Source organism: Legionella yabuuchiae (assembly GCF_900640115.1).
GTDB classification, from domain to species: Bacteria; Pseudomonadota; Gammaproteobacteria; order Legionellales; family Legionellaceae; genus Legionella_A; species Legionella_A yabuuchiae.
This window is the reverse complement of record NZ_CAAAIW010000035.1, coordinates 1-16,623: the sequence shown is the minus strand read 5'-3', so window position 1 is coordinate 16,623 and position 16,623 is coordinate 1. Positions and strand designations below refer to the sequence as shown.

The following is a 16,623-nucleotide window of genomic DNA, read 5'->3' as shown; positions in this document are numbered from 1 at the left end:
CGACCACCTTCACGGATAGCAAAGCGTAAGCCTTCATCCATAGCAATTGGCGCATGCAGACTAACGGTCATTTGTACGTTATCTCCTGGCATGACCATTTCGGTACCTTCTGGTAAATCGCATGTACCGGTTACGTCAGTTGTTCTGAAGTAAAACTGTGGACGGTAGCCGTTGAAAAATGGGGTATGACGCCCACCTTCTTCTTTTGACAACACGTACACTTCTGCTTCAAACTTTGTGTGCGGCTTAATTGTGCCTGGCTTCGCCAATACTTGGCCACGCTCAACTTCATCACGCTTTGTCCCACGCAATAACACACCAACGTTATCACCCGCACGGCCTTCNTCACCCACATGGACAATACCGCTTTCTACACGACCGGTTACTACCGTTCCTCGCCCAGAAATTGAGAATACGTCTTCAATTGGTAATAAGAAGTCTTTGTCAATATTACGAACAGGCTCAGGAATGTATGAGTCCATCGTCTCAACTAATTTTTCAATAGATGGTACACCAATATCACTGGTATCACCTTCTAATGCTTTTAAGGCTGAACCAACAACAATTGGAATATCGTCGCCAGGAAACTCATAAGAGCTCAACAAATCTCTTACTTCCATTTCTACCAGCTCTAATAGCTCTGGATCGTCAACCATATCGGCTTTGTTCAAGTACACAACGATGTAAGGCACACCAACCTGACGTGATAACAAAATGTGTTCACGAGTTTGAGGCATAGGACCATCGGCCGCTGAAACAACCAAGATCGCTCCGTCCATTTGTGCTGCACCGGTAATCATGTTCTTAACATAGTCGGCGTGGCCTGGGCAGTCTACGTGTGCATAGTGACGTGCAGCTGACTCATACTCAACGTGCGCTGTAGATATGGTAATACCACGCTCGCGCTCTTCTGGGGCCGCATCAATTTGGTCATAAGCTTTTGCCATGCCGCCATATTTTTTGGCCATAATTGTTGTGATAGCAGCAGTTAGCGTTGTTTTACCATGGTCTACGTGACCAATTGTGCCTACGTTTACGTGCGGCTTTTTACGTTCAAATTTTTCCTTTGCCATTTCAAAACCTCGTTAACTTTTATTGTTTCTTAATGATAGCTTCAGCAATATTGGCTGGCGCTTCCGCATATTTCGCGAATTCCATTGTATATGTTGCTCGACCTTGTGTGGCGGAGCGCAGATCCGTTGAGTAACCAAACATTTCTGCGAGTGGAACTTCAGCTCGAATTACGCGTCCGGCTGGTGATTCATCCATACCCTGAACCATGCCTCTGCGACGACTTAGATCACCCATAACATCACCCATATAATCCTCAGGGGTGACAACCTCAACCTTCATAATAGGCTCAAGTAAAACTGGACTCGCTTTGAGCGCGCCTTGCTTAAAGCATTGAGATCCTGCAATTTTGAAGGCCATTTCACTCGAGTCAACTTCGTGGAAAGAACCATCAAACAACGTTACTTTCACATCCACGACTGGATATCCAGCAATGACACCATTTTGCAATTGTTCCTGAACACCCTTATCCACTGCGGGGATATACTCTTTCGGAATGACTCCGCCAACAATCGCGTTGACAAACTCATATCCATCACCACGTGACAGTGGTTCAATTTTAAGCCACACGTGCCCGTATTGACCACGACCACCAGACTGTCGAACGAACTTACCTTCTTGCTCGACGGAAGTTTTAAGTGTTTCACGATAAGCAACTTGGGGTTTACCTACGTTTGCTTCAACCATAAACTCTCGTTTAAGACGGTCTACAATGATCTCTAGATGTAATTCACCCATTCCAGAGATAATTGTTTGTCCTGACTCTTCGTCTGTATGGACGCGGAATGAAGGATCTTCTTGTGCAAGTTTACCCAATGCAATTGATAACTTTTCTTGATCCGCTTTTGTTTTGGGCTCTACCGCAACAGCTATTACCGGTTCTGGAAAATCCATACGCTCAAGTGTGATTATCTTATTTTGATCACAAAGGGTATCCCCAGTAGTCACTGTTTTTAGACCTACAGCAGCAGCAATGTCTCCTGCACGAACTTCTTTAATTTCTTCTCGTGAGTTCGCGTGCATTTGCAGCAAGCGACCAATACGCTCTTTCTTGTCTTTGACAGGATTATAGACGGTATCACCGGACTTCAACACACCTGAATAGACACGGAAATAAGTCAGAGTCCCTACAAAAGGATCGGTAGCTATCTTAAATGCAAGCGCTGAAAAAGGCTCATCATAAGATGTCTTGCGAGTATCTTCTTCCCCATCGTCATCAATACCACGTACCGGTGGCACATCTAACGGTGACGGCAAGTAATCAATAACACCGTCAAGAACGGCTTGAACGCCTTTATTTTTAAAGGCTGATCCACAGTAGACTGGTACAATTTCGTTATTAATGGTTCGGTTACGAAGCGCTTTTTTAATTTCAGCTTCAGTAAGCTCTTCGCCTTCGAGATACTTCTCCATCAACTCTTCTGAGTCTTCAGCCGCAGCCTCAACGATTAGGCCACGTAACTCTTCACACTGAGATTTCATTGCCTCAGGAATTTCTTTATACTCAAACGTCATCCCGCGGCTTTCTTCATCCCAATATATGGATTTCATTTTTACAAGATCGATGACGCCTTTAAATTCTTCTTCTGCGCCGATTGGAAGCTGAAGAACGACCGGATTAGAGCCAAGACGCTCTTTAATTTGCTTTACAACGCGTAAAAAATTAGCCCCCATTCGGTCCATCTTGTTGACGAACACGATACGTGGAACACCGTACTTATCCGATTGTCTCCAGACAGTCTCTGATTGGGGCTCAACGCCTGATACAGAATCAAACACCACTATAGCACCATCCAACACACGCAATGAGCGCTCAACTTCAATCATGAAGTCAACGTGGCCAGGTGTGTCGATAATATTAATGCGATGTGGTTTATACTGCTTGTCCATTCCTGGCCAGTAGCAAGTCGTAGCAGCCGAGGTAATTGTAATTCCTCGCTCTTGCTCTTGAACCATCCAGTCCATGGTTGCAGCACCCTCATGAACTTCGCCAATTTTGTGCGAGCGACCGGTATAGTACAACACCCTTTCGGTTGTAGTGGTCTTACCCGCATCAACGTGTGCGGCGATGCCAATGTTTCTATAAAGCTCTAATGGTGTAGATGTGGTTGACACGGGCTACCTCTCTATTAATTCCATCTAAAATGAGCAAAAGCCTGGTTGGCTTTAGCCATTTTATGAGTCTCTTCACGTTTTTTTACGGCGGAGCCTTTGCTCTCGAACGCATCGGATAGCTCGCCGGCTAATCTTAACATCATGCCCTGCTCGCCTCGAGAACGTGCCGCTTGTACAATCCAGCGCATACCCAGCGCAATACTACGCTCAGCACGAACTTCAACAGGCACTTGGTACGTAGCCCCACCAACACGTCGAGAACGGACTTCAACGGTTGGACGAACGTTATCAAGCGCACGTTCAAATTGTCTAAGCACGTTACCACCTGCGGAAGATCCTTCGCTGCCATCTTCATCAGCGTCCTTTTTCATCTTTTTAACGCGATCTTCAAGCACTTCTAATGCGCCATACACGACCTTTTCGGCGATCGATTTTTTACCATCGACCATTAAAACGTTAATAAATTTTGCCAGCAAATCACTATGGTATTTTGGATCAGGCAATATTTCTCTTTTGGGTACTTCTCTTCTTCTTGGCATAGCAAATTCCTACAATCAGATTATTTCTTATCTTTAGGTTTTTTGGTTCCATACTTAGAACGCCCTTGCTTTCTATCGTTTACGCCTGAGGTATCCAAGCTTCCACGAACGGTATGGTAACGTACACCTGGTAAGTCTTTAACACGACCACCACGGATTAATACAACCGAGTGTTCTTGTAGATTGTGGCCTTCACCACCAATATATGAGGTTACTTCGTACCCATTAGTTAACCGAACACGCGCAACCTTACGCATAGCTGAGTTAGGCTTCTTGGGTGTTGTTGTGTAAACTCGGGTGCATACCCCTCTACGCTGTGGGCAAGCTTCCAACGCAGGAACGTTACTCTTTCGCTTAGCGTTCTCACGAGGCTTTCTTACCAACTGATTAATAGTAGCCATTTATTCTTAACTCCAAACTTTAGCTTGAGATTATTTCGTATGCATAAGGAGGCCGGATTCTATAAAGGTACGACCAATTTGTCAAGTATAATCCTGATTTGTTTTACTATCGTGTCTAGTCACATCACATGAGAAACGGTAGATATTTAAACAGAGGTCGTTGAAACCTCTGTTTCGTAATCCTCAGAATTTATTTCCAACCTCTTCTGCGAACAATATTACTGTTCATTATTATCAGCGTTTAATGCTTCACTTAATGCGTGTTCAACATCAACTGCTGAAACGGCATGTGCCGATTCGCCAGCACTACCTTTACCACGTTTAGCCTTACGGCTTTGATGATAAGCGTAGCCAGTCCCTGCGGGGATAAGGCGTCCTACCATCACGTTTTCTTTCAGACCACGCAACTCATCCGTTTTACCGCTCACGGCTGCTTCAGTTAGAACGCGGGTCGTTTCTTGGAATGATGCTGCGGAGATAAATGATTCCGTTGCCAAAGACGCTTTGGTTATACCCAATAGTATAGGCTCCCCTTGCGCCGGCATTTTGTTATCAGCATCTAATTTATCGTTTTCTTGCATCATTACAGTATCTTCAACTTGTTCCCCAACCAGGAATTTTGAATCCCCAGTACTGGTGATAAGACGCTTTCTTAGCATCTGGCGCACAATGGTTTCGATGTGTTTGTCGTTAATTTTAACGCCTTGTAGACGGTACACATCTTGCACTTCGTTTACGATGTAATTTGCAAGCGCTCCAACACCAAGCAGGCGTAAGATATCATGTGGGTTTGGTGGACCATCAGCTACGGTCTCACCTTTGGCTACATGCTCGCCTTCAAACACCGAAATATGACGCCATTTTGGAATTAACTCTTCATGAGTTTGGTTATCTGAGGATGTAATAATTAAACGTCGCTTTCCTTTGGTTTCTTTACCGAAGCTTACCACGCCTGATATTTCAGCCATAACTGCGGAATCCTTTGGCTTTCTGGCTTCAAATAAATCAGCTACCCGTGGTAAACCACCGGTGATATCGCGTGTTTTTGAACGCTCTTGAGGAATACGAGCGATGACATCACCCACACCTACTTTATGTCCATCTTCGAAATTGATAACGGCATCCACAGGCAAGTAGTACTGCGCTGGTACGTTGGTACCGGCTAGGTATATTTCTTCACCTTTATCAGACACCAATTTAACCATTGGTCTTAAGTCACGACCAGCGCTACCTTTCTGTTTTGCATCAATGACAACGATGTTACTTAAACCAGTCAATTCGTCCGTTTGCCGATTCATGGTTAAGCCTTCAATCAAGTCAACAAACTTAAGTTTTCCGCCGACTTCTGAGATTACTGGGTGAGTGTGTGGATCCCATGTTGCAATCACTTGACCCGCTTCAACTTCAGAATGATCGTGAACGGTTAAAACAGCACCGTAAGGCAGCTTATAACGCTCGCGCTCGCGCCCAAATTCATCTGCAACTGTCACTTCTCCAGAACGAGATACAGCCACCAAGTTATCGTTTTCGTTTGTTACCGTCTTGATGTTATGCAGACGAATAACGCCTTTATTTTTAACTTGGATGTTATTGGCTGCTGTCGCTCTAGATGCAGCACCTCCGATGTGGAAGGTACGCATGGTTAGCTGGGTTCCTGGCTCGCCAATAGATTGCGCAGCGATAATACCCACAGCCTCACCGGTGTTAACGAGGTGACCACGAGCTAAATCGCGACCATAGCATTTCGCACACAACCCAAAGCGCGTTTCGCAGGTGATGGGCGAGCGCACATAGACTTGGTCTACACCAATCTTTTCCAGTCGTTCAACCCACTCCTCATCCAGCAGTGTACCTGCCGTAACTACCGGGTCTTTCTGGCTTGGAATGTAAACATCCATAGCAACCACTCGACCAAGAACACGCTCATGCAATGGCTCAACGATATCACCACCTTCAATCAATGGCTGCATTAGGATGCCGTGCTCTGTGCCACAGTCAATTTCTGTAATGACAACATCTTGAGCAACATCAACCAATCGTCTAGTTAAGTAACCAGAGTTTGCGGTTTTCAGCGCGGTATCCGCCAAACCTTTACGCGCACCATGAGTCGAAATAAAGTATTGGAATACGTTTAAACCTTCGCGGAAGTTCGCTGTAATTGGCGTTTCAATGATCGAACCATCTGGAGCAGCCATCAATCCGCGCATTCCAGCAAGCTGACGAATCTGCGCGGCAGAGCCTCTAGCACCAGAATCAGCCATCATAAAAATAGGGTTGAATGAGTCTTGTCTGATGGTATTTCCATCTTTATCCGTGACTTCTTCAGTCGCTATTTTAGACATCATCGACTTAGCAACCATTTCGTTAGTACGAGACCAGATATCAATTACTTTATTGTAACGCTCCCCGTTCGTTAATAATCCTGAGCGGAATTGTGCTTCAATTTCACGAACTTCATTGTCCGCCTGTGCAATAATATCAGCCTTGTCGTCTGGTATTTCCATATCTTCAATACCAATCGAAGCTCCAGCTCGTGTAGCGTATTTAAAGCCCATATACATTAGCTGGTCAGCAAAGATAACCGTTTCTTTCAAACCAAAGCTTCGATAGCAGCTGTCAACCACCCGCGAAATCGATTTTTTAGTCATTGGCTTATTGACGGAAGCAAACGGCATACCTTGAGGAAGAATTTGCGCCAAAATAGCTCTTCCAACAGTTGTTTCTACTAGCTCATAACCAGACGGATGAGTCTCTTTGTCTGCGGGCATGCGAATCTTAATTTTCGCATGAATGTCCAAATAGTCATTTTCATAGAAGTTTTGTGCTTCTTGTGTACTTGAAAAGACTTTGCCTTCACCCAGTGCGTTTACTTTTTCGCGCGTTAAATAATACAAACCAAGAACCACATCCTGGCTAGGTACAATAATTGGTTCGCCACTTGCGGGTGATAAGATGTTATTGGTTGACATCATTAATGACCGGGCTTCTAACTGAGCCTCGATGGTCAATGGCACATGGACCGCCATCTGGTCACCGTCGAAGTCAGCATTATAGGCCGTGCAAACTAATGGATGAAGCTGAATGGCCTTGCCTTCAATTAGTACTGGTTCAAAGGCTTGGATACCAAGGCGATGAAGCGTTGGTGCACGGTTCAGAAGAATTGGATGTTCGCGGATCACGTCCTCGAGAATATCCCAAACCACGGGCTCTTCACGCTCAACCATTTTTTTAGCGGCTTTAATAGTCGTTGCTAAGCCACGGAACTCTAGCTTACTAAAGATAAACGGCTTAAAGAGTTCAAGCGCCATTTTTTTAGGCAAGCCGCATTGATGTAGACGCAGCGTCGGCCCGACCACAATTACTGAACGACCGGAGTAATCGACGCGCTTACCTAACAAGTTCTGACGAAAACGACCCTGCTTTCCTTTAATCATATCAGCCAGTGATTTTAATGGTCGCTTGTTAGTCCCTGTTATAGCTCGACCACGTCGGCCATTATCGAGTAACGCATCAACGGACTCTTGAAGCATTCGTTTTTCATTACGAACAATGATATCTGGCGCACTTAGGTCTAACAGACGCTTTAGGCGATTGTTGCGGTTGATGACGCGACGGTATAAATCATTTAGATCTGAGGTAGCAAAACGTCCACCATCCAATGGAACAAGCGGCCTTAGATCCGGGGGAAGCACAGGTAGAACATTCATGATCATCCACTCTGGCTTATTGCCTGATTCATGAAAGGCTTCAAGGAGCTTCAATCGTTTGGTAATTTTTTTAATCTTCGTTTCAGAGTTTGTTGTGGGTAACTCTTCGCGAAGCATTTTGATTTCTTCTTCAAGATCAATTTGACGTAGTAAATCTCGGATCGCTTCGGCACCCATGCGTGCATCAAACTCATCACCATATTGTTCCATAGCGTCAAGATAGGCTTCGTCATTCAACAATTGACCACGCTCTAGTTCGGTCATGCCAGGATCAACAACGACAAACGCTTCAAAATACAAGACGCGCTCTATATCACGAAGCGTCATATCAAGCAGCAAGCCAATTCTGGAAGGAAGCGACTTCAAGAACCAAATATGGGCTACGGGACTAGCCAATTCAATGTGCCCCATGCGCTCGCGACGGACTTTGGCAAGCGCAAGCTCAACGCCGCACTTTTCGCAAATGACACCACGGTGTTTTAAGCGCTTGTACTTACCGCATAAACATTCGTAATCCTTGATAGGACCAAAAATTTTCGCACAAAACAAACCATCACGCTCTGGCTTAAACGTACGATAATTTATTGTTTCTGGTTTCTTAACTTCCCCATAGGACCAGGAGCGAATTAAATCATGGGATGCCAACGCGATCTTAATCGCATCAAATTCTTCGCTTTGACCTTGTTGCTTGAGCATTCCAAGTAAATCACTCATTACAGGGGCGTTCTTCATTGATTCGTTGTTTAGATTAGCCAAGTTAATGCCTCCAAAATTGGTCAATATTCAGTATTGTTTAGTCGTGATCAAGTTCGATATCGATACCTAATGCTCTGATTTCTTTCAACAATACGTTGAATGATTCAGGCATGCCTGGATCCATTCGATGATCACCATCAACAATGTTTTTATAGATCTTGGTTCTTCCTCCAACGTCATCAGATTTAACCGTTAACATTTCTTGCAATGTATAAGCTGCGCCATACGCTTCTAGCGCCCAGACCTCCATTTCTCCAAAGCGCTGACCACCAAATTGTGCCTTACCGCCTAGCGGCTGTTGCGTCACAAGACTGTATGATCCGGTTGAGCGAGCATGCATCTTGTCATCAACTAGGTGATTCAACTTAAGCATATACATATAACCAACCGTCACTGGATTATCAAATTTACGACCGGTTCGTCCATCGAATAGAGTGGTCTTACCATCTTGGGATAAATCCGCTAATTTAAGCATTTCTTTAATCTCAGACTCGCTAGCTCCATCGAATACGGGTGTTGCCATTGGCACTCCGCCTCTAAGGTTATTAGCCAGAACGCTAAATTCTTCATCGCTCAAGTGTTTGATTTGAACACGAGCATGCTCGTCATGGTTATAAACCTTATTTACAAAGTCACGAACTTCTGTTAACGATTTTTCCCCATCCAGCATCTTGCCTATTTTTAGACCTAAACCTTTTGCTGCAAGCCCTAAATGTGTTTCCAGAACTTGGCCAATATTCATACGAGAAGGAACACCTAATGGGTTTAAAACGATATCTACAGGGGTTCCATCTTCCATATATGGCATGTCTTCTACTGGAACTACGATCGAGATAACGCCTTTGTTACCATGTCGGCCCGCCATTTTATCGCCAGGCTGAATTCTGCGCTTAACAGCCAGATAAACTTTAACAATTTTTAAAACTCCCGGGGCAAGATCATCACCCTGAGTAATTTTTTTACGGCTATCGTTGAAACGTTTTTCAATTTCTTTCTCAAGCGCCTCCAACTGTTTGGAAGATTGCTCTAGCTGTTGGCTAGCTTCGTCATCTTTTAAACGAATATCGAACCATTTCTCACGGTCGATATTCTCAAGATAGCTTGCGGTAATTTTAGAGCCAGATTTTAACGAGGAAGGACCTCCAGTTGCGATCTTATCTAGCAATAAATTATAGACACGTTGATAGATATCTTCTTCGCGAATTCGTCGCTCATCAATCAAGTCTTTACGAACGCGGGCTAGGTGCTCTTCTTCAATACTTTTCGCTCGTTCGTCTTTTTCCAGCCCATCACGGGTGAACACTTGTACATCAATGACTGTGCCATTCATTCCAGACGGCACACGTAATGATGAGTCCTTAACGTCTGAAGCCTTTTCACCGAAAATTGCGCGTAACAGTTTTTCTTCAGGCGTAAGTTGCGTTTCACCTTTCGGGGTTACTTTTCCAACAAGAATATCGCCTGCGGTTACTTCTGCTCCGATATACACCACACCAGATTCATCTAAGTTAGCTAACGCCGCTTCTCCTACATTAGGAATGTCAGCTGTAATCTCTTCTGTACCTAGCTTGGTATCTCGAGCAATACAAGTCAGCTCTTCGATGTGAATGGTTGTAAAGCGATCTTCTTGTACGATCCGCTCTGAGATAAGGATCGAATCTTCAAAGTTGTAGCCATTCCAAGGCATGAATGCAACTAATAGGTTTTGTCCAAGCGCTAGTTCACCCATATCTGTACAAGGCCCATCCGCCAAAATATCACCTCTGGCAATGCGATCCCCCTTAGAAACAATAGGAATTTGATTGATGCAGGTATCTTGGTTGGAACGAAAGTATTTGGTTAAGTTATAGATATCTACACCGGTTTCGCCGGCTTTGGTCTCATCGTCATTAACCCGCACTACAATACGCGCAGCATCGACAAGATCGATGACGCCACCTCGCTTGGCCACAACACAAACCCCTGAGTCAGAGGCGACAACACGCTCCATACCGGTACCCACCAACGGCTTTTCGGCACGTAGCGTAGGAACCGCCTGGCGTTGCATGTTCGACCCCATCAACGCGCGGTTAGCATCGTCGTGCTCTAAGAAAGGGATTAGCGATGCGGCTACGGATACGATCTGCTTAGGAGAAACATCCATATAATTAATTTTGTCCGGTGTGGTCAATGAAAATTCATTTTGGTGACGGCAAGGGACGAGATCGGCTTTGATTTTGCCATGTTTATCCACTGGCACATTCGATTGTGCGATGTACTGATCCACTTCCTCAATAGCCGATATATATTCAATTTCATCCGAAACGCGGCCATCAACAACTTTCCGGCAAGGTGTTTCAATGAATCCATATGGGTTCGTACGTGCATATACAGACAGCGAGTTAATCAAACCAATGTTTGGTCCCTCAGGAGTTTCAATTGGACATACCCGCCCATAGTGCGTGGTGTGAACATCACGAACCTCAAATCCAGCACGCTCTCTGGTTAAACCACCAGGCCCGAGTGCAGATACACGGCGTTTATGAGTTACTCCAGAAAGAGGGTTAACTTGATCCATGAATTGAGACAATTGACTAGAGCCAAAAAACTCTTTCACAGCCGCTGATACCGGCTTTGCATTAATCAGATCCTGTGGCATTAAGTTCTCAGATTCAGCAAGACTTAAACGCTCTTTAACAGCACGTTCCACGCGGACAAGACCAACCCTGAATTGATTTTCAGCCATCTCGCCCACGCTTCGAACGCGTCGGTTTCCTAAGTGATCAATATCGTCAACCATACCGATACCATTACGGATATCAATTAGAGTTTTAATAACAGCTAATATATCTTCTTGCGTTAATGTGCCAGGACCTTCATCGTCTTTTCGGCCTACGCGACGATTAAATTTCATGCGGCCAACAGCAGATAAATCATACCGGTCTTCTGCAAAAAATAGGTTTTTAAACAGTGTCTCAGCCGCTTCTTTAGTTGGCGGCTCACCAGGGCGCATCATCCGATATATTTCGACTAATGCTTCAAGTTGGTTGGATGTCGGATCAGCTCGCAATGTATCCGATAGGTATGATCCATGATCCAACTCATTAGTATAAATGGTTTCTAATTCATGGATGCCATGATCGACAATTGAATCAAGCATTTCGTCAGTAACTTCATCGTTAGCAAAGGCAATTGCCTCACCAGTGGATTTATCAATGATATCTTTTGCTAAAACCTTGCCAAGGAGATAGTCACGTGGAACAACAAGATCGGTCATCTTGTTTTTTTCCATCATATTAATATGACGCGCAGTAATACGACGACCTTCTTCAACAATAATTTCATCTGACTTAGGTGCTCTAATATCAAATGAGGCAATTTCGCCGCGTAACCTAGTCGGAATTAGGTTAATATGATACTCGCCCATCTTCAGTTTAACCGTAGTGGTTTCAAAAAATTCGGCGAGGATTTCTTCTGTGCTATAACCAAGTGCTCTTAATAATATGGTGACAGGTAACTTACGACGGCGGTCAATACGTACAAACACTAAATCTTTTGGGTCAAACTCAAAATCCAGCCAAGATCCACGATAAGGAATAATTCGTGCTGAATATAATAGTTTACCTGATGAGTGTGTTTTGCCGCGATCGTGCTCAAATATTACGCCAGGTGAACGATGAAGCTGGGAAACAACAACACGTTCAGTTCCATTTATGACAAACGTACCAACGTCCGTCATTAATGGGATTTCGCCCATAAATACATCTTGTTCGCGAATATCTTTAATAGGCTTTTCAGAGCCAGAAGCATCTTTGTCCAATACAATTAATCGGACTTTTACACGTAGCGGTGCTGAATAGGTTAACCCACGAAGTTTACATTCTTTAACGTTAAAGGCAGGCTCACCAAGGCTGTAGCTAACATACTCAAGGCGGGCATTGCCAGAAAAACTCTCTATCGGAAATACCGATGAAAAAGCAGCGTGCAGACCCGTATTCTGTTGTTGGTTGGATATGGAATCAGCATCGATAAAATCACGATAGGATTTCAATTGAATCTCTAGGAGATTGGGTATCTCCATCTGTTCGGCTTGTTTACCAAAGCTCTTGCGAAATCGTTTTTTCTCAGCATGCGAATAATGAGGGTTAGCAACTGCTTCGGCCATGGTGTTTCCTCTTAGTTTTAGTGAAGTCTTCAAACACGTAAACCCAGCCATGTATCCATGGCTGGGTCAACTTTTAATGTAGTCTTGAGATTACTTGATTTCGACTGTAGCACCAGCTTCTTCAAGTTGCTTTTTAATCTCTTCGGCTTCATTCTTAGCAATACCTTCTTTCACAGTAGAAGGAGCTCCTTCTACCAAGTCTTTGGCTTCTTTTAAGCCTAAACCTGTGATGGTACGGATTGCTTTAATAACACCAACCTTGTTTTCACCAAAGCTAGTCATTACAACGTCAAATTCTGTCTTTTCTTCAGCAGCGGCGGCAGCAGCAGCTGGTGCTGCAACGGCTACAGCAGCAGAAGCCGCAGATACGTTGAACTTTTCTTCCATTGCTTCAATTAATTCAACCACTTCCATTACGGACATATTAGCGATTGTGTCCAGGATCTCGTTTTTTGATACAGCCATTTCTAGCTCCTAAGTTAAAAATAGATAAGATTATCGGTTTATCCTGCTTTGCTGTCTTTAACAGCGGCAATCGTACGAACCAACTTAGCGTGTGGTTCTTTGATTGTACGAACAAACTTCTCAATTGGTGCTTTCATTACGTACATCAGCTTAGATATAGCCTCATCTCGAGTTGGTAAGCTAGCGATTGCGTCAAGTTGTTCAACACCAAACACTTTACCACTGATGGATAATGCTTTAATCTCTAAGCGGTCATACGTTTTAGAAAATTCCTTTAATAATCTTGCCGCATCGCTGGGTGCTTCCATTGATAAAGCAATAAATAAAGGACCAACCAAAACGTCGTTGAGGCAGGCAAAATCTGTTTTTTCAAACGCTCTGCGAGACAGCGTATTAGGTACTACACGCAGATAAACCCCGGCTTTGCGAGCTTCAGCTCGTAAGTGGGTCATTTGATTTACAGTTAAACCGCGATAATCAGCAACTACTGCTGAAATAGCCTTTGAAGCAACACCAGTTACTTCTTCAACAACGGCTTTTTTTGCAGCTAATGTCAATGTCACGTTACTGACCTCCTAAGTTGTTCAAATCGTAATGATTTGACAGTTATGGTGGCCGCCTCGGAAGGATCTCAGAGCCGGTTCACCGTCTGCGCAGGAAATTAAGCTTTCGCACCTGCGGTCTTCGACGGCATTGAACCAATGTCTATGCCGTGAATACTTTAAAATGGGTGCTAATTTTACATGGATATAGAAGCAGGATCAATAGTTAATCCAGGACCCATTGTAGAAGATAAGGTTATCTTCTTGATATATACACCTTTAGCTGAGGTTGGCTTAGCCTTTTTCAAATCCACAATTAAGGCTTCGACATTCTCTATAATTTCTTTTGCAGAAAAGTCAACTTTGCCTACAGTACAGTGAACGATCCCGTTCTTATCAGTTCGGTAACGAACCTGACCAGATTTAGCATCTTTAACGGCGACTTCAACGTTTGTAGTTACGGTACCAACTTTTGGGTTTGGCATTAATCCTCTTGGCCCCAAAATCTGACCGAGCTGACCAACAACTCGCATTGCATCTGGTGTAGCAATAACAACATCAAAATCAAGCTGTCCTGCTTTGACTTGTTCAGCTAGATCTTCAAATCCAACTACGTCAGCTCCGGCATCTTTAGCCTTTTGTGCGTTATCGCCTTGCGCAAATACAGCCACACGAACAGTTTTTCCGGTTCCGTTTGGCAAATTAGTTGATGAACGAACCATTTGATCCGATTTACGCGGATCTACGCCAAGATTAACAGCGATATCAATACCTTCTTTAAAATTCTTACTTGCGAATTCTTTAAGAATGTTGACAGCTTCTTCTGCCTTATATAATTGCGTAGGTTGTACTTTTTCTCTAATCTGCTTTTGTTTTTTGGTTAATTTAGCCATGGTAAACCTCACTCCTCCAAGCCTTCAACATCAATACCCATGCTGCGTGCTGTACCAGCGATGCTGCGAACTGCCGCATCTAAACTTGCAGCGGTAAGATCGGGCTCTTTGGTTTTAGCAATTTCTTCAAGTTGAGTACGATGAAGCTTAGCTACTTTCTTTGTGTTAGGGGTACCACTGCCACTGGAAATTCCAGCTGCTTTCTTTAAAAGAACGGAGGCTGGTGGTGTTTTTGTAATAAATGTGAAACTGCGATCCGAATAAACGGTGATCACTACAGGTATAGGTAAACCCTGCTCCAAGTTTTGTGTACTTGCATTAAAGGCTTTACAAAACTCCATGATGTTCACCCCACGCTGACCTAATGCAGGTCCAACTGGCGGGCTTGGATTTGCCTTTCCTGCAGGAATTTGCAATTTAATGTATGCTTCTACTTTTTTAGCCATAGCTACTCCTGATTTGGGTATAACGCTGGTTCACATAGAATTTGTTACTTCAGCTTCCCGGTTAACGAGCGAGTTCGCTCTGAACAACGCAAGTCCGGCTGCGAAGCAACCAGACTTAATGGGTCAAATAATCTGCTGATAGAACGCTGACTAAAAGGCACCGGCCTATCTCTTTTGAATTTATTTATGTTTTTTCTACCTGACTAAACTCTAGTTCAACTGGTGTAGAGCGCCCAAAAATCAATACAGCCACTCTTAGGCGACTTTTCTCATAATTAACTTCTTCCACAACACCGTTGAAATCAACAAATGGGCCTTCTTTAACTCTCACCACTTCACCAGGCTCAAAGAGCACTTTAGGCCTAGGTTTTGTAACGCCTTCTTCGACCCGCTGAAGAATTGCGTTTGCTTCCTTATCTGAGATCGGGGTTGGTGTTTGGCTTGTTCCGCCGATAAACCCTAAGACGCGTGGAATAGCACGAATCATGTGCCAGGTCTCATCGTTCATGACCATGTTTACCAGCACATAGCCTGGAAAAAATTTTCGTGTACTTTTTCGCTTTTGGCCTGCGCGCATTTCAACCACCTCTTCCGAGGGAACAACAACTTCACCGATCTTATCTTCAAGATTGTGATGCTGCGCTCGCGATTTTATTTCGCGCATAACAAAATTTTCATACCCTGAGTAGGCATGAACAACGTACCATTGTTTGGATTTCTGTTCTTCCACCTTGGTCAACCTAAATGAGTTATTTTACCAATCGCCCACATCATTGCGGCATCAATACCCCAAAGTATTAATCCCGTCACAGCAACCATCGCCATCACAATCGATGTGGTTTGAATTGTTTCTTGGCGGCTAGGCCAAACGACTTTTTGTAACTCGACTTTTGACTCTTTTGCAAATGCAAATACTGCTTTACCAGTGCTAGTAAGATAGCCAAAAACAAACGTTAAAACGAGCCAACTTATCCAAATTAACGCAACAACCGGCGCGGTAAATTGGTAATGATAAGTTCCTATAAAAGCAGCCGTAGTAATAAGCGCTATAGCCAACCACGACAATATATCCATTATTTTAGAAGTCTTTTTTTCAATTTTTTTCATACTTATCATTTAGCTGGCAGGCCAGGAGGGAATCGAACCCCCAACCTGCGGTTTTGGAGACCGCCGCTCTGCCAATTGAGCTACTGGCCTAACTTTATAAAGCCCTCTGATACTTTCAACTGAGACAAGAGGGCCATCAACCTATTAAGCGATATTATTTATCACTCAATAATCTTAGCAACAACACCTGCACCAACGGTGCGACCACCTTCACGGATAGCAAAGCGTAAGCCTTCATCCATAGCAATTGGCGCATGCAGACTAACGGTCATTTGTACGTTATCTCCTGGCATGACCATTTCGGTACCTTCTGGTAAATCGCATGTACCGGTTACGTCAGTTGTTCTAAAGTAAAACTGTGGACGGTAGCCGTTGAAAAATGGGGTATGACGCCCACCTTCTTCTTTTGACAACACGTACACTTCTGCTTCAAACTT

General features: G+C 44.0%; 13 protein-coding genes and 1 tRNA gene. All 14 read right to left on the bottom strand.

Annotated features, from left to right (window positions below; translation table 11 throughout):
- Positions 1-1,073, bottom strand: a 1,073-nt coding sequence (locus E1O47_RS11055; protein ID WP_133131320.1) for an elongation factor Tu, incomplete at its 3' end; no start/stop codon positions are given.
- Positions 1,074-1,092: 19 nt separating this feature from the next.
- Positions 1,093-3,186 carry an elongation factor G gene (gene fusA / locus E1O47_RS11050; protein WP_133131319.1) on the bottom strand — a complete coding sequence of 698 codons (2,094 nt, stop codon included), beginning with the start codon at positions 3,184-3,186 and terminating at the stop codon, positions 1,093-1,095.
- A 14-nt stretch (positions 3,187-3,200) separates the two neighbouring features.
- Entirely contained in the window at positions 3,201-3,725 is a 525-nt protein-coding gene (gene rpsG, locus E1O47_RS11045; RefSeq protein WP_133131318.1) for a 30S ribosomal protein S7, read from the bottom strand.
- Between the two features lie 20 nt (positions 3,726-3,745).
- Positions 3,746-4,126, bottom strand: a complete 381-nt coding sequence (gene rpsL / locus E1O47_RS11040; protein WP_133131317.1) for a 30S ribosomal protein S12 — start codon at positions 4,124-4,126, stop codon at positions 3,746-3,748.
- Positions 4,127-4,344: 218 nt separating this feature from the next.
- Positions 4,345-8,547 carry a DNA-directed RNA polymerase subunit beta' gene (gene rpoC / locus E1O47_RS11035; protein WP_165475109.1) on the bottom strand — a complete coding sequence of 1,401 codons (4,203 nt, stop codon included), beginning with the start codon at positions 8,545-8,547 and terminating at the stop codon, positions 4,345-4,347.
- Between the two features lie 79 nt (positions 8,548-8,626).
- Positions 8,627-12,733, bottom strand: a complete 4,107-nt coding sequence (gene rpoB, locus E1O47_RS11030) for a DNA-directed RNA polymerase subunit beta (RefSeq protein ID WP_133131315.1) — start codon at positions 12,731-12,733, stop codon at positions 8,627-8,629.
- A gap of 90 nt (positions 12,734-12,823) precedes the next feature.
- Positions 12,824-13,198, bottom strand: a complete 375-nt coding sequence (gene rplL / locus E1O47_RS11025; protein WP_133131314.1) for a 50S ribosomal protein L7/L12 — start codon at positions 13,196-13,198, stop codon at positions 12,824-12,826.
- 38 nt (positions 13,199-13,236) lie between these two features.
- The gene (rplJ, locus tag E1O47_RS11020) at positions 13,237-13,761 is read right to left on the bottom strand and encodes a 50S ribosomal protein L10 (RefSeq protein WP_133131313.1); all 525 of its coding nucleotides are present in this window, start codon (positions 13,759-13,761) and stop codon (positions 13,237-13,239) included.
- 176 nt (positions 13,762-13,937) lie between these two features.
- Positions 13,938-14,633 (bottom strand): 50S ribosomal protein L1, encoded by a 696-nt coding sequence (gene rplA / locus E1O47_RS11015; protein ID WP_133131312.1) that lies wholly within the window; start codon positions 14,631-14,633, stop codon positions 13,938-13,940.
- 8 nt (positions 14,634-14,641) lie between these two features.
- Complete coding sequence (rplK, locus tag E1O47_RS11010) at positions 14,642-15,079, bottom strand: 50S ribosomal protein L11 (RefSeq protein WP_133131311.1); 438 nt, start codon at positions 15,077-15,079, stop codon at positions 14,642-14,644.
- Positions 15,080-15,263: 184 nt separating this feature from the next.
- The gene (gene nusG, locus E1O47_RS11005; RefSeq protein ID WP_165475108.1) at positions 15,264-15,809 is read right to left on the bottom strand and encodes a transcription termination/antitermination protein NusG; all 546 of its coding nucleotides are present in this window, start codon (positions 15,807-15,809) and stop codon (positions 15,264-15,266) included.
- Positions 15,810-15,814: 5 nt separating this feature from the next.
- Complete coding sequence (secE, locus tag E1O47_RS11000) at positions 15,815-16,186, bottom strand: preprotein translocase subunit SecE (protein WP_133131309.1); 372 nt, start codon at positions 16,184-16,186, stop codon at positions 15,815-15,817.
- Positions 16,187-16,200: 14 nt separating this feature from the next.
- A tRNA-Trp gene (locus E1O47_RS10995) sits at positions 16,201-16,276 on the bottom strand.
- Positions 16,277-16,347: 71 nt separating this feature from the next.
- On the bottom strand, positions 16,348-16,623 hold a 276-nt coding region (locus tag E1O47_RS10990), incomplete at its 5' end, for an EF-Tu C-terminal domain-related protein (protein ID WP_479724355.1).